Annotated in this window: 17 protein-coding genes; all 17 read right to left on the bottom strand. The window is 47.3% G+C overall.

The features are described from left to right. Positions 1-9: 9 nt before the first annotated feature. The gene (locus NYE33_RS14675; RefSeq protein ID WP_171719061.1) at positions 10-249 is read right to left on the bottom strand and encodes a hypothetical protein; all 240 of its coding nucleotides are present in this window, start codon (positions 247-249) and stop codon (positions 10-12) included. 26 nt (positions 250-275) lie between these two features. Further along, positions 276-1,154 carry a hypothetical protein gene (locus NYE33_RS14670; RefSeq protein WP_341066331.1) on the bottom strand — a complete coding sequence of 293 codons (879 nt, stop codon included), beginning with the start codon at positions 1,152-1,154 and terminating at the stop codon, positions 276-278. A 12-nt stretch (positions 1,155-1,166) separates the two neighbouring features. Continuing rightward, positions 1,167-2,042 carry a hypothetical protein gene (locus tag NYE33_RS14665; RefSeq protein ID WP_341066329.1) on the bottom strand — a complete coding sequence of 292 codons (876 nt, stop codon included), beginning with the start codon at positions 2,040-2,042 and terminating at the stop codon, positions 1,167-1,169. Beyond that, a complete protein-coding gene (locus tag NYE33_RS14660; protein ID WP_341066328.1) occupies positions 2,039-4,111 on the bottom strand; it encodes a CpaF family protein in 2,073 nt (690 codons plus the stop codon). The genes NYE33_RS14665 and NYE33_RS14660 overlap by 4 nt, the downstream gene beginning before the upstream one ends. After that, positions 4,108-4,362, bottom strand: coding sequence for a hypothetical protein (locus NYE33_RS14655; RefSeq protein WP_341066326.1), 255 nt, complete (start codon positions 4,360-4,362; stop codon positions 4,108-4,110). The genes NYE33_RS14660 and NYE33_RS14655 overlap by 4 nt, the downstream gene beginning before the upstream one ends. A gap of 14 nt (positions 4,363-4,376) precedes the next feature. After that, positions 4,377-4,586, bottom strand: coding sequence for a hypothetical protein (locus tag NYE33_RS14650; protein ID WP_341066325.1), 210 nt, complete (start codon positions 4,584-4,586; stop codon positions 4,377-4,379). A 2-nt stretch (positions 4,587-4,588) separates the two neighbouring features. Then, entirely contained in the window at positions 4,589-4,996 is a 408-nt protein-coding gene (locus NYE33_RS14645; protein WP_341066324.1) for a hypothetical protein, read from the bottom strand. A 231-nt stretch (positions 4,997-5,227) separates the two neighbouring features. After that, entirely contained in the window at positions 5,228-9,010 is a 3,783-nt protein-coding gene (locus NYE33_RS14640; RefSeq protein ID WP_341066322.1) for a S8 family serine peptidase, read from the bottom strand. A gap of 10 nt (positions 9,011-9,020) precedes the next feature. Then, complete coding sequence (locus tag NYE33_RS14635; RefSeq protein WP_341066320.1) at positions 9,021-9,947, bottom strand: WG repeat-containing protein; 927 nt, start codon at positions 9,945-9,947, stop codon at positions 9,021-9,023. Continuing rightward, positions 9,947-10,825 (bottom strand): HNH endonuclease signature motif containing protein, encoded by an 879-nt coding sequence (locus NYE33_RS14630; RefSeq protein WP_341066319.1) that lies wholly within the window; start codon positions 10,823-10,825, stop codon positions 9,947-9,949. Before NYE33_RS14630 ends, NYE33_RS14635 begins: the two co-directional genes overlap by 1 nt. Before the next feature lie 490 nt (positions 10,826-11,315). Next, a complete protein-coding gene (locus tag NYE33_RS14625) occupies positions 11,316-13,475 on the bottom strand; it encodes an FtsK/SpoIIIE domain-containing protein (RefSeq protein ID WP_341066317.1) in 2,160 nt (719 codons plus the stop codon). Positions 13,476-13,482: 7 nt separating this feature from the next. Continuing rightward, positions 13,483-13,734 (bottom strand): hypothetical protein, encoded by a 252-nt coding sequence (locus tag NYE33_RS14620; protein WP_341066315.1) that lies wholly within the window; start codon positions 13,732-13,734, stop codon positions 13,483-13,485. A gap of 1 nt (position 13,735) precedes the next feature. Next, positions 13,736-14,842: a M23 family metallopeptidase gene (locus NYE33_RS14615; RefSeq protein ID WP_341066314.1), complete on the bottom strand. Its 1,107-nt coding sequence runs from the start codon at positions 14,840-14,842 to the stop codon at positions 13,736-13,738. A 13-nt stretch (positions 14,843-14,855) separates the two neighbouring features. Further along, on the bottom strand, positions 14,856-16,709 hold the full coding sequence (locus NYE33_RS14610; RefSeq protein WP_341066313.1) for a VirB4 family type IV secretion system protein: 1,854 nt from the start codon (positions 16,707-16,709) through the stop codon (positions 14,856-14,858). After that, positions 16,675-18,747 (bottom strand): hypothetical protein, encoded by a 2,073-nt coding sequence (locus tag NYE33_RS14605; protein WP_341066312.1) that lies wholly within the window; start codon positions 18,745-18,747, stop codon positions 16,675-16,677. Before NYE33_RS14605 ends, NYE33_RS14610 begins: the two co-directional genes overlap by 35 nt. Beyond that, on the bottom strand, positions 18,748-21,180 hold the full coding sequence (locus NYE33_RS14600; protein WP_341066310.1) for a hypothetical protein: 2,433 nt from the start codon (positions 21,178-21,180) through the stop codon (positions 18,748-18,750). Next, complete coding sequence (locus NYE33_RS14595; RefSeq protein WP_341066308.1) at positions 21,177-21,470, bottom strand: hypothetical protein; 294 nt, start codon at positions 21,468-21,470, stop codon at positions 21,177-21,179. Before NYE33_RS14595 ends, NYE33_RS14600 begins: the two co-directional genes overlap by 4 nt. Positions 21,471-21,486: the final 16 nt, after the last annotated feature.

The following is a 21,486-nucleotide window of genomic DNA, read 5'->3' as shown; positions in this document are numbered from 1 at the left end:
ACAGACTCCTTAGTCAAGCGAGTTCATCTTGCCGAAGATTTTATCCACGACAAAGGTGTTAATCTGTGCCTTGAACAGCAGATACACGGCGATGAACAACAGCAGCGTGATCAGAATACCAATCACCCATTGCATCGCATCTCCGCGCTCTTCTGTCCGGAACCGGTTCAGCCTTACCGCCAGGACTCCTGGAGCATTCACCACTACCTGCTTTGTACCTTCAACCATTTTCTTCATCAGCTTCTTCATTCGTTAATCATCCTCTCATTTCATGTTTATAGGGAATTAAACGCGCCGAACATTTTGATCAGCATCATAAAAAAGAACACCACCACATGGACAATGACCATTCCGTAGAACAGGTTCATCTTTCCCGGATTGCCCCGGGTGCGTTCCCTTAATGCAAGCTTACTCAGATTCCGCAAATCGTTTTTGACACCATTCAGGTCGTCCTCGGCTTCATGAAAGCCTTTCTCTGCAACGACATTGACCACCGACACAAAATCATACACCACAGGCACATGGACCTCTTTGGCAAACATTTGCAGGGCATCCTTCTGCGACATCGTCCCCATATTGGCAACGAGGCGCTTGAGCAGTGCGGATAGTGTAGGACCACAGCGGGTACTGACCTCCTGAAAAATCACGTTTAACGGCTTGCCGACTTCCAGGGCAGTGATCATTTTGCTAATTAAAAACGGCAAATCCGCAATCAGCTGATTTTGCCGTTTTTGATACGCCTGGGGAATCTGCCGCATTTGGAGCCAAAAGAATAGAAAAGATAGAATCGGCCCGGCGATGGCAAAAAAGACTTGCTGCACCATGCCAGCCAGCACGAGGGCAAATCCACCTGGCAAGAGAGCTTGGATAATCGCCCTGGCGAGATAAATCTCATAACTCACCGGGTACCCCAGCATGCCGTACATTTCGCGCTGCTTACTACTCTGCCTTTTTCCTTGCCTGGCAGAGAGCCTGTCCGCTAGGGACCGGACCACGGCATTCTGCTGCAGCCGCAGCCGCTGCGCATCGGACTGGTTGACCAGAGCCGCCAGATTCATGAGCTGCTGCTGCCGCCGGAAGCCGGGAATGGCGATCCGCAGAACAGGAATGACGATACATAGTGCGGCGAGCCCAAACAGTATGGATGTAATCATGTTTCACCTCCCTTACAAATCATCCAGATTCAGGCGCAGCAGCGAATCCTTCTTCCACAGTCCAATCATGACGCTGACAATCATGCTTGCCAGCAGCAGCTTGCCGAGTCCGGTCTGCAGGGTGGTTGCTGCCTTGAATTCCAGTACCAGCTGACTTTCGAGATACCCAAACAAGAACGGGAAGAGCAGACTGATCCCGAACACCACGAAAGGTTCCATCCGCTTTTTCTCATTCTCAATATCAATCTCCTGTAGCAGATGCATGTCTGAAGCAATGTCCGCGATGCTCTCCCGAATCCCTTCGACCGAACGGGCATGGAATCCGTCCTTGTTCCCAGCCATCACTTTTTCGCAAAAATCATCGAACTTTTTGAATTGAACGGCTTGTTTCATCTGCTCCAGTACCGTAGGGACATCGATCCCAATCCGCAGCGAAGCGTACATCTGCTCAAATAGCGAAACCGTCACACCGCTCATGACCGGTAAGGACATTTCCAGTGATTTCTGCAGGGATTTGCAATCCCGGAACTTAGAGGACAGCAGCCGCAGATTCCCCGGCAAATTCAGGAGAACCTCTTTCCTGCGTTTGAACTTCACCGCCGAAATGATCATCTTCGGCACAATCACCCCCATCGCGACTCCTACGCCAACAAACCAGATGTTCGCGGTCCAGTAGGCCACCCCTGCACCTATCGCAAGGGAGATGCCCAGAATTTGCACGTAGTTACGCCACTCCAGGTGAATGCCTGCTGCCTTCGCTTCTGCTTGGGTTTGCTCAAATCCAAAGGCGATACGCAGTTGCCTGGAACGACTGCTGGCCGCAGGCAGCAACGAGAACAGGCCAAGGGAGACCAAGAGTCCCGCTGCTAGTAGCAGAATGGGCATCATATGGCCTTCAGCTCCTTCCCTTCACACCAGCGCCGGACTTCTTCCTGCGCCGGGTCTTTCAAATAAATCTTCTCCATCAGCGACTCGGACTGGATCTTGCCGACCCGTACATGCCGTTTCCGGCTGTAATCGTATTTGAAGATCGGATTGAGCACCGGCTCCTCGGTTCCCCGGTAGCCAATCAGCTCCGACAGCTCGGTCACAACCCGGGCTCCATTCGGCAATTTCTTCTGAAACAGAATCAGGTCAATTGATCCGGAGATCTGACTGGCTGCAGCCATCGTATTCCCGTTTAGTTGCAGGAACCGGGTTGCCGCCTCTTTCGCGCTGTTGGCGTGAATGGTCGTCCAGACGGTATGTCCGGTGTTCATCCCGATCAGGCTTTGCTGCGCTGCCGGTTCATCCCGGATCTCCCCAATACACATCACGGTTGGCTTGAGCCGCAGACAGGCTTTAATCAGCTTGGCGATGCCATAGCTCTTCTTCTCATCCTCAACCTCCTTCACCAAAAGGGAAGGCAGATTCGGATAGTCCAGATATTGCCGTTTGCTGGCCAGCATCATTTCCTCCGAATCCTCAATCGAGATAATGCGGGTAATCGGCTCCATGCACATCGGCAGGCGGATCAGCTGTGTGGTTTTGCCGCTGTTGGTTCCCCCGCCAATGACGACATTGGCTCCCTTGGGAACAATGAAATGCAGGAACTCGGCCATCTCCGGCGAGATGTTCCCGTACTGGATACATTGCTCATCGGTGTACACGTCCGGAGGGAACTTCCGGATACTGATCAGCGGTGCATTGGCGCTAATCCCTTGATACTCTTTCGTATCTGCGACTACACAAATCCGGAAGCCCCGGTAATTGGCATCCACAATCGGATCGGTACTGGAGATCGGTTTTCCGATCGGCATGAGCATTTTGTTGATCACTTCATACAAGTGAGACACACTCTGAAACCGGATATCCGGCCGGTGTATGTCTTGCCCACCCTGCTCAATGATCACTTGCTCCGGACCGTTGATCTCAATCGAACTGACCGTGGGATCATCCAAAATGCCCTGCAGTACCCCAAGCTCCGTGATTTCCTTCTGCACCCATTCCACCACTTCATTCAAGGGAATCGACAGGGCATATTCATTCTGTTCACGGATCAAATCCGAGATGTAATAACGAATCTTCTGCCGCGAGGGTTCATGGGTCAGGGACTGTACATATTCGTCCAGGTGATCCTCCTGCAGCCGGTAACGGACAAAGTTCAGTAGCCCCTCCAGCTTTTTGGCATCCCCCTCTGACCATTCACTGTTGACCGGCTGAATGGAAATCTGAACATCCAGATATTCCAGCGGTTCAATGATTCCTACCGTTTCATTGTCACGCCCAGCAGCTTCTCCTTCCCGTACCGGGACCTGGTTCGGTTCAAGCGCCTTCCAGCGCTTGATCAGCTCAGCGAATTTGGTATACACAGGCGCTTCATCAATTTTGACATTGGTATCTGCACTGAACAGATAAAGTCGCTCCCGCTCCACGCTGAACACTTCAATCAGTCGGCGGTAATGCGTATAATTGCCGACAAAATCTATGGCATCTGCGCTGTAGAGTACGGCTGCATCTGAAGTCCGGAGTGCGAAGTGAGTTGTTGGCTGGATGAGCGAACCCTGGGTGAGCAGAATGATCACATCATATACACCTTCCAGCTGTTGCCGCAGCACTACGGAGGCTGAGATCAGCGTTTGATTTGAAGACAATTTACGAATCACGGGCGCTTCCGGCTGCGAGCGTGGATTCACTAGCAAGTAGTCCACTCCACTTCGCTGAACCATGTACTCCTGAATCGGCTTTAAGGCTTGCCGGTCCAGATCGAGCAGGAACTGATCCATGGTGCGCTCTTTGTGGAGTTCGGCAATTTGCTGATCGAAGGTATAAGCGATACGCGGCAAACCGACACAGGGCAACTCCGCGACCACCACGCGCTGATCTTTGGGGTAGGTGCGGATCAGCTTCATGACGCCCTGAACGGCATCCCCGCCGCCCAGATTGGCGAAGGCGATCACCTGCGCTTTGCCGGTCATGATCTCCCCTCCGTCTCACCCCGGTGACAATTGCCCCGGTACACCCAACCTTGACTTGTTTTTTCTAAGGTGGCATAAGTGTATTTACCTCCAACATCGCTATTCGGTTCTCCGAGCTGAATTATTCTTGCCGTCCAGCAGGCCGGGGGCAATACATTCAGAAAGTAATCGGCCATCTCTTCATCCACCACATCACCGATCTGGAGATATTCCTCCAAATCACCTTTCCAATTTGCATAGGTTTTTATCATTTCATCTTCCCTCCTTATTGTGCCTGATAGGTATCTACGGTGTTCCATTTTCCATTTGCACATACTTCCACGGTGACCTGATTGTTGTAGGGCATCCCATCTTCAACGGTCATCCGGGACAACCAAACCCGTTGGTTTCCGGTCTCGATTTTCAGATCATCCGTGTGTGCTTGCAGCAGTGTTGGCATGGCCTTTAATTCGCTAAGGCTGTACTTTTTATCCAATGTTATTCCCTCCCTATCGTCTCCTTGAGTGCTCGCCAAGCCGTAAGCAATGTGCTCACTGCCTGTTCCTGACTGTGCCAAAACAAATTTTCTCTCAGGCTACTTATTTGGGTGTCTAAGGTTTCCCATTCGCCTCCCTCGATCACGGGCTGTGATTCCTGCTGATGAGGTTCTTCCTGCGTAACCGCAGATGAAGAGACGGCTTTCTGAATCGCCTCTTCCAGCGTCCCTTCCTGGAGCCTCAGCTTGACCTCCCGCAGCACACCTACATCCTGCCAATCTAACTGCCTGCGCTTGCCGTCCCGATTGAAGGTGTACCCTTGCTCCTCCAACAAGACGACCCAGCGCCGTAATGTGCTGACCGGCGTATTCAATAGTTCTCCTGCTTCTTTGAATCCAACTTCCTGCATGGCACTCTCCTCTCTCAACGCAAAGACCGCCCCTTGGATTGCCGGGGCGGCCTCTTTTTGTTTTCTTGCATGATATAAGGATAACTTAATTGTTCAAGGGAAACGTGTGCGAAAAGTACGTAAAAAGTATGGGATTTTATTTGCAGTTATAAATGAGAAGCGTTTGAATATTTCTCAATATATGTTTGAACCAAATGACAATTTAACTGATTATAACGCCTCTTAAAACACTTAGGTACCATTGGGAATTCGAATTTTCACAGAGGCGAATGATGATTTGTTTTTCATTGCATCCACAGCCCTAATATATATAGTGACATAAGTTGGCATAGGAACAATAATAACTCCCGGTTTATACAAATAGCCTGCAAACTCAATATGATTCCCATTAACTATTGTTGGTGTACCAGTAGTAGAACTATAAAACACTTCGTAATAGGCCACACCTACATTGTCTGTAGAATTAATAAAGGTGATGGAAACAGTTCCATCTTTAGGTGCAGTAGTTAATAGACCGGGCTGTGTGGGTGCGGTACGGTCAACAAAATCAGAAAGCAACCTAGATGTTTCAGCAGTATTTCCAGCGATATCCACACTCTGTATAACTAACGAAACACCGCTAATGGAGAATACGAAACTGCCGCTGTTACCCGTTGTTGTAGCAAGTAATGTTCTAGTTCCTGCGGAATTTACCGAATAGACATTGTAACGGGCCACTCCTACATTATCTGAACTATTCCAACTACCCGTTCCTTGTGTTGTACTTGTGAAATTAAAGTTGATATTGCTTGGTGCAGATGGTGGGGTTCGATCGATTTTAACAACTGCTTCAGAAATACTTTCTACATCATATACATTAACAGTTTTAGCATATAGTTTATACTGACCTTCATTGCTGAGTGTTATATTCCCACTAGTGTAATATGTCCATTCGTCTCCTTCGCCCACTTTATAATACAGTCTATCCTTTTCGACAGCTTCACCTTTAGTAATACTAAATGTGATATTTTGATTGGTCCAATTACTATTACTCAAATGAATAATAGGAGACACAGGAGTGGGAACTTTAAAGCTGGAAGTAATACTAACTGCCGCACTTAACGTTGAAGAGTTTGTATTAGAATATGCTTTAATAGCATAAATATAAGCATGATTTTCTAATAAATCTCTATCCATATAACTTGAGTAAATCGTATTACCCACTTCAACTCCATCTCTATAAATTTTATAACCTTGTACTCCAGAATTAGTAGCAATATCCCACTCTAAATAAATATTATTTTCTAATGGTGACCAGTATGTGATTGCAGGGGTGGCAAGAGCTTTTGCTCCTTCTACAATGGTTAAAGTGTAACTTCCTCTTTCGAAAGAAACACTGCCTACTGTTAAATAATACGTTTGACCTGCAACCAAGCTATATTCAACATTAAATCCTCCGGTTGATTCAAGTTCATCATCATCATTCGAAGCTAGCTCAGATAGACTAGAATTGAACAGAGTGGCCTCAGTGTCTAGACTTCCTGAAGAAGAAAAACTGTACATACCATTTTTAGTCGGTATGAATTTAAATGTGTCAGTATCCTCTGGGTAATCTATTTTGGCAGTAGACGTCCCTAATGAAACCGTTTTGTTGCTAGTGATATCGTCGGTTTGAGGAGTTACACTAATGGTATATGAACCTTGGGTATCACCCACAGAATATACTGCTATATAATATAAATTGTTTGCTGTTAACGCCTGTCCAATATAAAAGTTACTATTCGAACTATTTATATCTGATCCTGAGTTAACAATTTCTAAATTTGAATCATATAGTTCTGCATCAAGATCAAAAGTTGCAGAACTTTCAAAATAGAAAGTTCCTGTACTTGGAGCAATGAATTTATAATAATCTATATCGGTAGTTGAATTAATTGCTGAACTTTTACTTGTTGTTATCAAGGAAGCGGTATTAAAATCATCATTAGTATAAGCTAGTGATTTAGTTATATCGCTTGTTCCAGCATCATTTTTCGCCGCGACACCGACAGTGTAGGCTCGGTCAACTAAAAGATTAGGAAAAGTATACGCAGTAACGTTCCTTACATTAGTTACATAAACGTCATCTAAAAAAATATCATAACTAATTGCATTTTCTGAATTATTCCATTCCAGTTTAATTTGATTGGATGTTGGTGTTACGGCTTTAATGGAAGGCGAGTTTGGTTTAAGGTTCTTTAAAGTTGTAACTTCAACCGTTCCCTCATCACCTAAAAGATTTGAAGAATTTATAGCCTTGACACTAACGGTATACTGAGTATTTGAATTTAACCCTGTTAATACTTGGCTAACCTGGTTGCTTGGAGTAGTGTATTCTTTACCATAACATGTGATCTTATACCCTGTTGCATTTGTTACTGAATTCCAAGAAATTGATGCACTAGAGGAAGTTACAGTCCCTTTCGTGACTACTGGAGCTGAAACATATGGTGATACGTGTATGGCAAATAAATCAGCAGCGTCAGTATCATTATAGTAGAACTTTATTTTATATGTTCCACTCTCTAAAGCTTTAGTTGTATTCCAAGTAAAATAAACACTCTCGTTCTGTTTTTTGTTGGTATAAGAAGCACTAGCGATTTTATTTGCTCCATCAGGTGTGAAAACTGCAACTAAGACAGTAGCTTTATTTGCTCCAAGTTTAACGGAAACTGACACAGAATTTCCAGCCATAACTTTTTGACCATCGCCAGTTTTTATAGCGGAAATTCCAACGTCACCATAGGTACCTGTTTCAGGGTTTGGTTCACCGATAGGTTCATTTTGTAGAGGGAATTCAGGAAATATTGTTTCATTAGATAAACCAAGGGCTTTGGGTATATTAATAAGTCCGTAACCATACTCTTGTGAATCACCAAGGGGAGTAGCAGTTGAATAGAGCAAATTTTTAATTTGACTTGCTGAATAGTTTGGATAATATGACAATAAGCTCGCTACTGCGCCAGTAACGTAAGGAGCAGCCATCGATGTTCCTGATTTATAAACATAACTATTAGATAAACCAGTTGTATAAATATTTTCGCCTGGAGCCATTAAATCTAATTGTACACCCGTACTAGAAAAGTCAGATCTATAAAACTGCTCATTAACAGATCCCACACTCACAACCTCTGGAAACAAGGCAGGATAGGTTTCGGTTTCGGCTCCTTGTCCATTATTCCCTGATGCAGCTACCACTATAATTCCTTGGTTAGCAGCTCTTATAATAGACTCATGCAATAATTGACTATATTCTCTACCGCAAAAGCTCATATTAATTACGTCCATATTATTAGCAATAGCCCAATCGATTCCTTTTATGATGTTGCTATAGTAACCAATTCCAGTAGCATCAATTACTTTCACCTCGTATATATTAGCCTGAGGAGAGATTCCTTGAGTTCCAACATTATTATTTTTAGAAGCAATTACACCAGTAACTTGTGTCCCATGTCCGTTATCATCTTCATAACTGGTAACATTTTCAACGAATGAAACTCCCCCTTTAATAGAAAGATCATCATGCTGAGATCCACCAGTATCTAGTACAGCAATATTTATACTGTTACCATTAATATTTACTGAATTTGCAATGTCACCTCCCATTGCTTTTAATCCCCATTGGTCATGTCCATTAATTACATTATCAGTAGCAGAAATCGCTACCATGGAATCAGGTTCAATTAATTCTATATTCCCACTGTTTAATAGTTGTTGGTATTCTTCATCTGACAACTCTAATGAATGTATATCGCTACCAATTAATTCATTATCATTATTACTATCATTATCACTAAGCTCGAATTCAGGAGTATCCGAGTATGTTACATCCGTCACCGAGTTAGAAGCACGACTAAACGAATCACGGTTAATACCACTTTCTTTGTATTTTACTATGTACCTATTTTTCATCTCTGAGTCTGCATGAATTTTTTGAAATGGCATTATATTTATTAGTAGTATTATTGAAAAAAAGATAATCAGAACTCTTTTCATAAAAAACCTCCTATTCTTTAATTGCTGATATTATTCCTTTGTAAGGATAATCAATGTTTAAGTATTTAGGAAAGAAATAAGTTTTCCCTTCAGTTGATATTAGTCCAAGTTGACCTTTATAAACTATTCGACTAAATCCATTTACAAACCTAGTAGCAACATCAAATTCAGGTTCAATAAAAATATCCCCGTTGGACTTAAGGAATCCCCATTTTTTCTTAACCTTTACTGGAGCAAGTCCCTGATTAAAATAATCAACTTCATCAAACTGAGGAGGGATAACTATGTCGCCTTTTGTATTAAGAAACCCTTGTTTTCTACCTTTCGCAAAAGAAATTCTATCCTCGTAGCAAAGGCCTAAGTTACTATATATTGGTTCAATAATGGTGATTCCAGAAGTGTTAATACCTCCAAATTTATTATTTTGCGTTACAGTAGCAACTCCATTAGAAAATGGCAAAGCTAGATCCCAAGCAGGAGCAATCGCTACATCTCCATTTGTATTTAAGAATCCATGCTTAAAATCTTCCATTTGCACAACAGCTAACCCTTCAGAAAAGGGATCAATTCGAGCGTACTTTGGCTCTAAAACTATTTGTCCATTAGTATTTATTAAGCCATAGAGCCCATTTCTTGAAAATGCAGCAACTCCATCTGCTGAAAATCTAGAGAACCCCTCAAATTGAAATATAATGATGCTGTTATGGGATGTATCCAAAAATCCTTTTTCCCCATCATAGGATTCAAATGCTGAAAATCCATGAAAGTATCTTGTCAACCATTTGTAATACCGTGGAAATTCACGAAAATTTTGATCAATGTGATTAAAACCTTCTGATCTCTTTATAAGTGCAAAATCTTCATAAAATCGATCAGCCATTTCATAGTTATTCAGACTAAGTATTTCACCTTGTAAATTGATGTAACATCTTTTCATTATTTATTCACTCCATAATATCCTGCCCACCAAGTAGTATATTGTGTATGGTATGATTTAGGTAAGGGCACCAGATTAGAATATACATTTGTTCCTCCGAACTCAATCGGAGTGATATGGTGAATCTCGTATCCATCCCATGGTTTCTTTAGCGAATTGAACATTCCGCCAAAAACATTAGTGTAGTTCGGTGGCTCTCCCTGATTATATGTAGTTTCCCACCAAGTTCGATATGACTTTTTCACGCTATTATCAAAGTTCTTTCTTGTTGCATCTTGAGTTGTTTTTGGCGATTTAGGAAGAAGGGTAGTATTAGGAGCTGGTATTAATACGCCTGTCCCCGGATCTATTTGACTCGGGTACACTCTCCCCATTCTATTGATTAACGCTGTCTCCGGAGCTTCTCCCGTGCTACTAGAATCGGTTGAACCCTTGAATCTATAGTTCGTTTTTAATCTAAATTTATAAAAATATGTCCTATCAAGCTTAAGTTTAACTGTTTTAAAAGCTCCTACAAATACTTTAGGCGAAACCGTAATAGGTTTCTTCGCCAGCCATGGACCGTTAGGAGTAGTAGCGTATAAAAGTGTCACTGTACAATCGATATATACAGGTGCTGAAGTAAAGGACATGACTCTTACACCTAAATCCATTGTCTTCTTTCCAGCAATTGGTCTATATACAACTTGCATTTCTAATAAAGCTGGTATTCCAGTTGTAACGTCAGAATTATCATTTTCATAAACGTTATCATCTTCATAAACAAAGGAACCGGCAATCCCCATCGGAGTTTCATCAGACGCTTTAACTGAAGGAATCCAATTGAATAAACTAAATAAAAGAAGCATACTGATAAGAGCATAGATTATTCTTTTCAAGCTATTCACTTCTCCTCATCAAGATCAATATAACAACTTAAATAATTTGAAACACCCTTAATATAAACTCACTATACCTTTCCCTTCTCTGTATTAGTTTTAAATAATATACATGATCCCTGCATTCCAGTAATAGGGAAATTTGTCGAAAAATATTTTTCATTAGATTAACTTTTTGTGAACGACTTTTCAAAAAAGATTTGAATTATACTTTGCTTGGATTAGAGAAAAAGCAACAATAAAAAACCATTATTAGTAGAGCTACTCAATTAAGTTGGTCGTGTCGATGCCATACTGAAAACTCTAATTATTCAATTAAAATAGCTACTCACAGCCGCTTTGATTAAAGTCGGATTGAATCTTCTAGTTGCCGTTCTAGTTCCCGGTTGGCAAAGCTATTTCCCGCAAAGGAAAAGCCCACAACCACGTGGGTTTTCGACTTTGAAAGACGGGAACCAGAACCGGGAACTAGAAATCTATTTAACAGAGCTTATGCCTCTTCATTGAATACAAAGCGTTGAATCTGATCTTCATCCCAGACCAGTGTATATCCCCCCTTGGTGCTTGTCGGAGGATACAAAAAATCTATCTTCACCAATTGGCTCATCAGTTGTAACACCTTTTCCTTGCGAATCCCAAGGGCATGCTGAATATCAGTGGAGCGGGTGGATCTCGTCTCACAAATCATTCGCTGAACTCGACGCAGCAATTCTTCATCACTCTCCCGGGTATCTGCCAGCCAAGGCTTCAACCCCGTTTCCGGATCATATTCAGTTGCGACCCTTCCTTCTTTGCTGAGTCGCTCCACATAGGTGGCTGCCGTCACATAATCAATGTTCAGGGCATGTTGCAATAGCCTCCCGGACACACCGTTATGCTCCCGCGCCAACCGAATGACCTGATCGTACATTCTCCCCTGGATAGGCTTCACTTCCTCTTCTTCAAGATCCGTCCACTCCGCTAATGAAGCCACACTTATCGATGTCGGTCCGTCCGGTTCATCCTTACCAACGATTGGCTCGTTGACTTCCTCATCGGCTATTTCACTAAGCAAAGAAGAATCTTCGTCCACCTTTGTTTCCGGCTCTACTTTTTGTAGCCGCATTTCATTCCGCCAATGACGCTTCAACTCCTCAATATACCGGGTAGTCTCATCATCATCTGCACTTATTGCTGCCGACTGGAATCTCTTCTGTCCGCCACCATTCAGCATGCCGATTCCATCCCCGCCCCCGAGCAAATGCGGCCCACCTGTGTCCATGACGGTTTTGAAATCATAGACACTCAGCAAATGAAAAGCGACCCGGGACGGCAGATTCGATTTAATCACGCCAGTCACAACATCCACACTGGGACGCTGAGTCCCCAAGATCAGATGGAGACCCGCAGCTCGTCCCATTTGGGTCAGCCGCTGTACGGTTTCCTCCACATCCGCACGGGCAATGACCATCAGGTCGGCATATTCATCAATTACCGTGACGATATACGGCATCTGATCCTGCAGATGATTCCGGTTGTACTGCAACAAGTTCCGTACACCGGCTTCCGCAAAACGCTTATAGCGCTTTTCCATCTCCACCACAAGCTTCTTGAGCGTCAGTGCTGCCCGTTTCGGATCAGTGACTGGCGGGGAGATCAGATGTGGCAAACCGGTATACATCGTAAACTCAACCATTTTGGGATCGATGAGCAGAAACTGGACTTGCTGCGGTGAACGTGTAGAAGCTAATGATGTTAGCAACCCATTAATAAAAACAGATTTTCCGGAGCCGGTAGCCCCTGCCACAAGTAAATGCGGTAATTTGGCTAAGTCCACGAGAATCGGTTTGCCCTCCATATCCTTCCCGAACACCATAGGCAGTTGAGCTGTTTGAGCAAACACCTTCAAGTCCTGTGCCATGTCACTCATATATACAAATGCCCGTTCAGTATGAGGTAATATAAAGGCTGCTGCACTTGAAAACGGGGATGAGGTCACCGCGAAACTCCGGTCATGCCCGATATGGTTCGCCAGATCATCCCTCTTCTTCACCAGGTCACTGAGCTGCAGCCGGGCCGGTAATCGAAAGGAAATGGTTTGTAGCGTTGGCCCCGCATCGATGGACAGAATTTCTGGCGGTTCCTCCATTTTCAGTCCTGCCAACTGGACTGTATTGAAGATGAGCTCCGATGCCTGCTCTGCCGATAACGTAGAAGAAGAATAAGGCCGTGGATTCGGCGGGAATAGCGCATAGGGTCCCGATTGAACACTCTGTTCGCTTGCAAGCACAACCGACCTATGATCAGGTTCTCCCCGCTCAGGTGCTGAAGGCATAGATTCCACACCACCGGCATTCGGCAGCTTACTCAGCGAAATATCTACTGACGATGGCCCCGTTCTCCATTCCCGGTTTCGAATCTTTTGCCGCAACTGGATAAGCCATGGCCACATTCGTTTCCGATGCTTCCAAGCCACTCGCGCAATATGGGGTATGCCCACAATGCCCAGCCACAACGTGACGGCATACCGGAGTACCAATTGTGCCAATAGGCTTAGTTCTGGCGCTGGCTCCAGAAACAATACGATTACACTTCCCAGCGCAGCCAGGACGGTCAGGCGATTCACGAATTGTCCAAAAGATTCCTTTCGCGGTGGATCTGGAGTGCTCACTGTGGTCTCAACTTCCTTTCATCATCATTTGGATTAGATCCCTTAATTGCTGATTAAAACGCGCCGCATTTTCTTTCACCAGAGGCCACCACGCATCCGATTCGTCAAATACAAAGTGATAGGCTTCATTCAGATTGCGCAGCAGCATGATCACCAAAAATACGCCCAACGCTTTGACGAGCCAGGTTGGTAAGCCATTGCTGCCTTTCTTGTAAAACACCCACAGCAGTATTGCGATAATGACAACTGTTAAATTCATTTCAACCACTCCCCGCGACTAACAATTTGAAGTACTTGGATACCCCGATCCACCATCCGTTATCTGCTGCATAGTAACCACGCGGATTATCTTTAGCCGACAACCACTGGATCGGATCTCTTCCGACCGGAAGATCCTGAGACAGCTTAATGATCGTATTCGCCGCAATCTGCGCGGACTCACCGGTCGAGAGCTGCGCACCTTTCCCCTTGCACCAGCAGCCAAATACATTCCACGGATTACGGATAATTTCCGAGGCATGGTTATTGTTTCTCGGCACAAACGACTGCTCTTGGCCGGTAATGGCAATCAGCAGATAGGGGGAGACATTTTTGGTTCGCCCCGCGTCATCAATCATCTGCAGCAGGCTGCGATCCGCCAGCGCTGATTTTCGCTTCTCCAGAAACTGCAGCACCACTTCAATATTTAAAGACTGATATCCCAGCTCTCTTGGCAGATTAGGCATCTCTGTACCTGGAGCAAAGACATACGCCAATGGATCAACCGGCACCCCGTTCAATTCCACTTGAAAATGTAAATGCGGTCCGGTAGACCGCCCGACAATGCCTTGTCCAATGGCTCCGATCAACTGTCCTTTGCTCACCACATCCCCCACCGATACGTTCATCTGAGTAGAAAGATGTCCGTAGGTGGTCACTAGCCCATTGCCATGATCGATCATAATCGCCTGACCATAACCACTGGCGGCTCCAGCCAGCGTCACCGTTCCCGCAGCCATCGCATAGACCGCCTGTAGCTCGGTGTTCGCGGCACCGTTGGCAATATCAATCCCCTTGTGCATTCGGGTGGTGCCAAACAGATCGCGTAGCGCAAATGGGGAAGAGACCCGGTCAAGGGTCGGCACCGGCCAGACATATGCCGTTCCGTCTACGTCCAGCTGCACGGGAGCCATCCAGGCATACTGGCCTGTTGTTTGTGGCTTATAGCTGTCGGTATCCGAAAATATCATGAACGGCATGAAGACAAACAACACCACCAGTGCTGCTAGTCCAAGAAAAATCAGCACCAAACCGATTCCCGGGGAGCTCAGCGCCGAGAGCAGCCCGATAATTTTCTTCATCTCTTTGGCCTTTTTAACAACTTCCACCTGTTCCCCTCCTCTATCCTGCGGTTTTCAGTCCCCGCGTTTTGTACAGGACATGTTCTTCCGGAGGGACATGCATAATCAGTTCATCGTAGCGTTTGTGGTTCTCTAAGATGTAGCGCTGCATGCCTTCATTCTGAGTAATGAGTTCTTGAATCTCAGGTGGTAGATCTGCGTGGGAGGAGAGTAAACGTACTGCGGATTGCTCCATGTAAAAGTACACGCGCACGCTGGTGTTCTCCCACATGCCTACCCCAGCTGCGGTATCCAGCATAATAGCCGGAGAATTGCCTGCCAGAATCATCATGCCATTCTGCTTGCGAATCGCCGTGTACCAAGTGAAGACATAACTGCGCAGCTCCGGATTTTGCAGCTGCCGCTGCCCTTCGTCCACCAAAACGGCAGAAAAGTCAGCACCGGCAATTTTGAGTAGATGAATGTTGGCATTGACCTGTTCAAAGGCCATCGACATTTTGATCTGTGCTTGCTTCGCCGATTCATCCTTCTTGGACTCGTCCTCCTCGCCGGAGCCCACCCGGTAGACAACCAGCGGTGCTTTGTGATCAATGCTGGAGGCCTCTTCGATTTGAAAAATATCATCGTAGATCCCGATGAAATAGATTTTGATTTTGTCATACAGGCTTTTAGCATCGGCATTGCTGTGAGCCGCCTCTTCAATTTCCCGAAATACCGCACGAATCGTCGGCTTCGGACCGGTAGGTGCATTCCAGGTTTCCGGCTGCTTCTTCTCGATCCCTGCAGCATGGTAGACTCTACGAATGGCTTCGCCCACTTCAAAGATTTCCGGTCGTGTTAAATTCTCCCCGAGCAGCGAGAAGGTGCGCACGCCGCTTTTCTCAGCCATCTTGTACCGGGAGCGATTATACTGCGCACATTCCTCATCGATCTCGGTGATCGCAGGCATGATCGTCAACGGTTCAAAATAGCGTCCTTCTTCGGTGGTGTGGTCAATATACACGCCGCCCACATATGCACAAAGCTCCCGCCACTCGCCGTCCAGGTCAAAGACAAATACATGCACGCCCTCTTCCAGCAAGGAGACCACCAGCGCCTTCAGAAAGTAGCTTTTGCCTTCGCCGGTCTTGCCGAACACGGTCACGTTCTGCGCCCGGGGATCATCCGGATCACATAGATTCACAAAACAAAAGCCGCCGTCCTCAGTCCGGCGACCAAAATACAGTCCTTCACTATCCGAGAACGAACCTCGGGTCATGGGGTAGGTACGTGCAGCGACCGAATCTGTCGTAACCCGCCCATAATGGGTCTTGTTGAAAAATTCACTGTGATCACTGTAGGGGTCAAAGGCCGGTGCCGTTTGCCGCATCGCTTCTTGCTGCTCACGCTTCAGTTCACTGAGCTTCCCTGACATGTTATCGAACCATAGCTTTAGCCCGGCCTCTGCCGCCTCAATCTGATGCAGCTTCGGTGCGGATATTGTTAAGAAGGTCTGCACTTCGACCAGCTTGTGATCACTGGACAACGTGGAATCCCGCAAGGCTAAAATGGTCTCTTTCGCAGCAATTTCTGCATTCCGCGCCGGATCGGTTTCACTCTGATCATTAATACTGGCCGTTAGCCGGTTCAGCTTGTACTTCATTCGGGTGTTGAACTTAATATCGCTTTGCGCATACCGGATCGTCTTGCGTAAGGTGGCTCCGGCATGGGTAACAATGCTATCCAGCTGATCCAGATACCCGGCGATGATCTCCGGCGGATACTCCTGGACCATGAGCACCCGCACATAATGGCCGGTCTTCCCATCCTTACCGTCCACCATGTTCACCACCAGTTGCCGGGGCTGCTTCTTCCACTGTTTAACTAACCGCTTCGTATGTTTGAGCAGGCTCATGGGTGCTCTCCTCTCTATTTCCATGTACGTTCAGTAAGCTGCGTTTGTCGGGATCAAGCGCCAAAGGCCGGCCCTGATACAAGCTGTAGGCAGCCGATGAACAGTACGGATAGACTGCTGTATACGTCTGCTGATACTGTTCCTTGAGCAGGGAGGCCATACGGGGAGCCATATCCGGGGTACTCTGGTTCAGCCAAAACTCGCCTTCCCAGCGCGGGGCTGCTTCAACGAAGCGCAGCCAATGGTGGTAATCACAATCAAGCACTGCGATGGAACGATATCGCTGCAGCAGCGCCTCCCGTTCAGGATAGTTCCAGGGAATCTCGGCAATGACCAGCCCGTCTTCCGCTGCCCGGCACTGAAGCAGCTGCTCCACTTCACGCAAGGTGGGATAACGTGTGGGGGTAAACAGCTGCCAGTCTGCTGCTTTCCCGGACCAGCTATCCCAGGCGTTCAGTTCCGAAGGTTGCTGCTGCGGATTCAGCACCGTACGGGTCCCCTGATCCGGCGAAAGATCCACGATGCTCACGGTAGTACCGGATAGACTTGCCGCCACCCCAAGATTCGCAGCCAGAAAAGACTTGCCGCTGGGTAAGGGTGAGGTCAGTAATAGAATCCCTTGAAGCCGATTGGCTCCGTATATTGGAGGCTTTGGCAGTAGAATGCCTTCTTCCGTTAGCTTATCCGGCGTGTACTCTAGCTTGGCTGCTGGAGGTTCAACCTTTCGGTTTCTAACCTTCTTCCAGCCCGCACGGCAATTCCGTATCAAGCTGCCAAGCCAAGGGAGAAGCCTTGTACTCCAGGTTGTTCGAAGAAAGGAAATCCCATGTTTACCGCTTTGTAGCCATCGGGCTAAAGGCCATTTCCCGAACTGCAGCGCGCTACGCCAGGACGACCCTGTGACTACATCCTCAATCACCAATGGTGCGGGGATCTTTCCCTCCTTGATGTCAGGCATGGCTTCATCCCCCGATTGCTCTTCCACCGGAGGATCATCATGAATGAACTTGACTAGCGATGGACTGAATAACGAACGCTTTTCATCTGGTTCTTGGCCTTGCGCTTCCAGTACATTCTGCTCTGTCTCCTGCTCATTTAACGGGTCCGAGTCTTCGGACACTTCATATGGGCTGGGTTCAGCCCATATGTCTCCATTCATCTTCCAAGCCTCCCATGCGGTCCGGTCCCACCACCGTCCCACAATCTCCGGCAGTGAAAATCCGGATAATAACGATGTGCTATGCCCACCATGCGAAGTGAGCGTATGGAGCACACGATCCTTTTTCTCCTGCAGCTCACTCAGAAGGCGGAAACGTTTCAGCGCTTCCGGATTCAGATCTGCTGGTTCATCGGCTCGTTCCCTGATCTTGATTTTCGATTCCGAGGTCGAGAGGGTCAGCGTATATTCACTGCGCAGCGCCTTTCCGTCTCTGGCCAGCCGCCCCCACATCTCGATGCGATTCAGTTTCATGGCCTGAATACCTGGACTCTTCGCCGGATAGTTTCGTTTCTGATTCCACAGCTCCAGTCGGACATCCGGGATCTGCTCTGCTGAGATTTGTGCCGAGAAACCTTCCTGCACCATGGCACGCAGAAACTGTTCAAACCCGCCGATCCGTGTCCGTTTCTGTGCATACACCGCCGTTTTCCACGGGGATGCTGATAACGAAGACACCACATGCAAGGTTTTCCCGCTGCGGTAGAGCCAGCCATCTTCCTCCACGCCAAGAAAGGAACCGAGGTCTTCCCCGGCTCCTTCCTTCTTTTGCTGTGCATCATGGATGTAGCGCTTCAGACGATACGGCCACTTGAGCCATTGCCCCAGCGTGCTCATCATGAAGATGGCTACGATCCACGTCATTTTGAACAATACCGGGAACGGAAGCAAAAAGGGAAAGCCCCCGATCACGAGCGTGGTTCCTACAATCCAGCCAATGTCTCTTAGCGTCAATCCTAAGAACTGTACATCCTCGCGAATATCGCCCATAAAGCTTGCACGCAGCAGTTCCTCTTCCCGTTCCTGCTGTTCCTGATCCATTTACTTCACCTGCCCTTTGTCTTTCACTTTTCCGACATTTTGAGCTTTCGATGTGCTCGCCTGCTGATTCACCTTGTTCCGCTGCTGCTCATGCCGATGCAGCATTTCCTTCTGCAGTTGTTCAAAGCTGCCCATATCCAGTCCATCCAATGGAGGTTGTCCATAATTGACCGGCACGCGGTCTTTAATGACATAGACAGCGCCATCCTTCGCGCGCCAGTAGGGAATCCGGTCTTTTCGGTAGCTGTCATACGCTTTTTGGAATTCGCTAAAATGTTCTTCGGGAATAAAGGCATGAGATTCATCATTAGCCAGTTCCAGCATTTCCGCCAGCTCCTCCGACGTACCGGTACGTTCCCAATCCGCGATCATGCTGGCCGCAAACCGGGAGTGACGCGGGAAGTTGATCCGGATCTTCCGGGTCGTTTGGGTGAGCATCCCCTCCAGTACTTCAGTAGCCTCATCCAGGTGATCATCCGGCAACCATAACACGCCCTGCTCCAGCAGCAGCTCCTTGACCCATGGGTATTCATCGGCTCGTTCCTGCAGCGCATGGTAGGCCGATGCAGCCTTACCCCGAGGCAACTTCGCCTGTGTGTAGAGCGATAAGGCTTCTTTAACCTGTTCTGCCGCGTGTTCCGCCTTTTTGGAGTCGGTGAGTAGTGATATCTGTGATGTACCATTCAGATCCACGAACGCTCCATCCTTGTACATGCCCTCTCGTACCGCAGAGACATCGAATCCTTCCTGCTCCAGTTGTGGCAGCATATCCAGGGTAGGCCCAGCCAGAATCAATTCACCGGTATCCTCATCCCACTGGACATCTTCCTGGTATTCCTTCTTCAGGGTACTAAGCTTCTTGGTCAGCTGTTTACGCTGGGCCACAGGGGCCTTCAGCAAGGAGACACTGCGGAACCCCTCGTCTCCCAGTACCTCAGAGATATTCAGCGCCGAAGATTTGATTTCCGACTCACCCAGCGCGAGCTCATGCGAAGCCTCCACATGGATCTGACCGCCCTCTTGGAGCCATTCCTCCGGCTCATGATAGGCGATGCCCTGCACCGATTCAGACAGCCCGCCGCTAAGTGTCGAGACCAGCTTGTCTTTGCCTACGCTGCGCTGGGTACGCATCCGATCTGCCGCTTGCTGCATCCGTTTACTGGCTTCCTGCATGCTCAGCGCCTTCTTCTGTACGCCTTCCGACCCCATCCGCTTGCCCATGGAATCCAGAGATGTTGACGTCCGTTCTCCCCATTTCCCCACGGAATCGAGTACCTGTGCTCCGTTAAGTGTCACCGGATGCTGCACGGCTTTTATCAGTGGCTTCAGCCAGAAAAAGAAGAAGAACACGAGTAATGCCAGCGCACTGAGAATCGCAAAGATGATGGGCGGTATGCCTAAAGCAGCACAAAATCCTTCACCCTCGCCGTAATCCGTCTGCATTTTCACGAAAATCGCCCAATGCAAACCGCAGATCAGGCCGACCAGTAGTGTCCGCAGATAGAGATTGGCAAACCCGAGCAGCGTCTCCATTTTTCCGGTATAGGCCGATTGAGTAATCCATAGATTGACCAACATTGCCATAAAGATGAGTACCAGTGTCTTAAGTACGGCAACCACATAAAGGGGCAATACAACCAGTAACAAATAACTGAGCAGATTAAAGATTCCGCCGCTGGTGGACACGGTCAGCTCACCGAGAGTTTGGGCGGCATACGCGGCATCTGTTATTCCATCTGAGCCGACAATCATCGCTTTTAGAATCTGCTGCCCCTCTAAGCCTTCATAGGCAATACCACTGGTGCCGATAATCCCCTCGAACATTTTGCTGGCGATCCAGTTGATGCCGACATTGGCGATATTCAGCGCGGTGAGTGAGAAATACGTGGCAACAAAGCAAACTAAAAAGACCTTAAGCAAACTGCCCAGGTCCTTTTTGCCTTGAATGATTTTGAAGGTTAACCATGAAATCCCGATAAATAGCATCACCAGGCCAATGATCATAAAGAGCGACCAGCCTGACTGAACCATAGCGATCTCTGCTATTTGTGGCGTGAACAAGTAGCTTTTGGCAAAAGCATCATAGAGCGGGGACATGAGCTCGTCCACAAGCAGGACGATGAGTCCTTCAATCGCATCCTTGATCAGCTTGCCGGACATGAGATCCTTGAACGACTGGATCATCTCATCGACCTTTTGAATCATATCGTCTACCCAGCCGGGAATGTACCAGCTGGTCTCCCGCTCAGCAGGTTCCTCTGAACTGGATGGTACCGTGGTCGGTATGGGCAAAGCAGAGGCGATCTTCACATCCGCTTGTTTTGAAGCTACGACCTGACTGGGTGATGCCTGTACCGTTACGGTCAACAGAGTGTTCGTGAAACCCAGCAACAGTAGCAGCAGAACGGCCACTACCCGAATTCGTTGTCTCAACCTCCCCGCCCCCAAATCGCCATATAATCATAGAACTGTGACAGCAGGGTAAATACCGAGCCGGTCATGAATAACAGAATCAGCCCCAGCGCTACCGCCATCCGCTTCCAGAAGGTTGTATCCTTCAGGCTCTTTGCCCCACGGCTGGCCGCTAACAGGAACGCAAAAAAACGAATCAGCCAGTACGCTAGGGCGAGCACACATAGTATCGTCCCTGCAGCACCAGCCAGGACTAAGAACCAGTTCAAATCATCCACCACACCTGGATCAACGGTATACATTTTTTTCATTTTTGAAATATAATCG

It is taken from the genome of Paenibacillus sp. FSL R10-2199 (assembly GCF_038000235.1).
Taxonomy (GTDB): domain Bacteria; phylum Bacillota; class Bacilli; order Paenibacillales; family Paenibacillaceae; genus Paenibacillus_AQ; species Paenibacillus_AQ phytohabitans.
The sequence above is the reverse complement of the archived record's forward strand: the minus strand, read 5'-3'. Positions and strand labels throughout refer to the sequence as shown.

Coding starts and splice junctions, on each gene's coding strand:
- NYE33_RS14675 (WP_171719061.1), bottom strand. CDS start 249: ATGAAGAAGCTGATGAAGAAAATGGTTGAAGGTACAAAGCAGGTAGTG.
- NYE33_RS14670 (WP_341066331.1), bottom strand. CDS start 1,154: ATGATTACATCCATACTGTTTGGGCTCGCCGCACTATGTATCGTCATT.
- NYE33_RS14665 (WP_341066329.1), bottom strand. CDS start 2,042: ATGATGCCCATTCTGCTACTAGCAGCGGGACTCTTGGTCTCCCTTGGC.
- NYE33_RS14660 (WP_341066328.1), bottom strand. CDS start 4,111: ATGACCGGCAAAGCGCAGGTGATCGCCTTCGCCAATCTGGGCGGCGGG.
- NYE33_RS14655 (WP_341066326.1), bottom strand. CDS start 4,362: ATGATAAAAACCTATGCAAATTGGAAAGGTGATTTGGAGGAATATCTC.
- NYE33_RS14645 (WP_341066324.1), bottom strand. CDS start 4,996: ATGCAGGAAGTTGGATTCAAAGAAGCAGGAGAACTATTGAATACGCCG.
- NYE33_RS14640 (WP_341066322.1), bottom strand. CDS start 9,010: ATGAAAAGAGTTCTGATTATCTTTTTTTCAATAATACTACTAATAAAT.
- NYE33_RS14635 (WP_341066320.1), bottom strand. CDS start 9,947: ATGAAAAGATGTTACATCAATTTACAAGGTGAAATACTTAGTCTGAAT.
- NYE33_RS14620 (WP_341066315.1), bottom strand. CDS start 13,734: ATGAATTTAACAGTTGTCATTATCGCAATACTGCTGTGGGTGTTTTAC.
- NYE33_RS14610 (WP_341066313.1), bottom strand. CDS start 16,709: ATGAGCCTGCTCAAACATACGAAGCGGTTAGTTAAACAGTGGAAGAAG.
- NYE33_RS14605 (WP_341066312.1), bottom strand. CDS start 18,747: ATGGATCAGGAACAGCAGGAACGGGAAGAGGAACTGCTGCGTGCAAGC.
- NYE33_RS14595 (WP_341066308.1), bottom strand. CDS start 21,470: ATGAAAAAAATGTATACCGTTGATCCAGGTGTGGTGGATGATTTGAAC.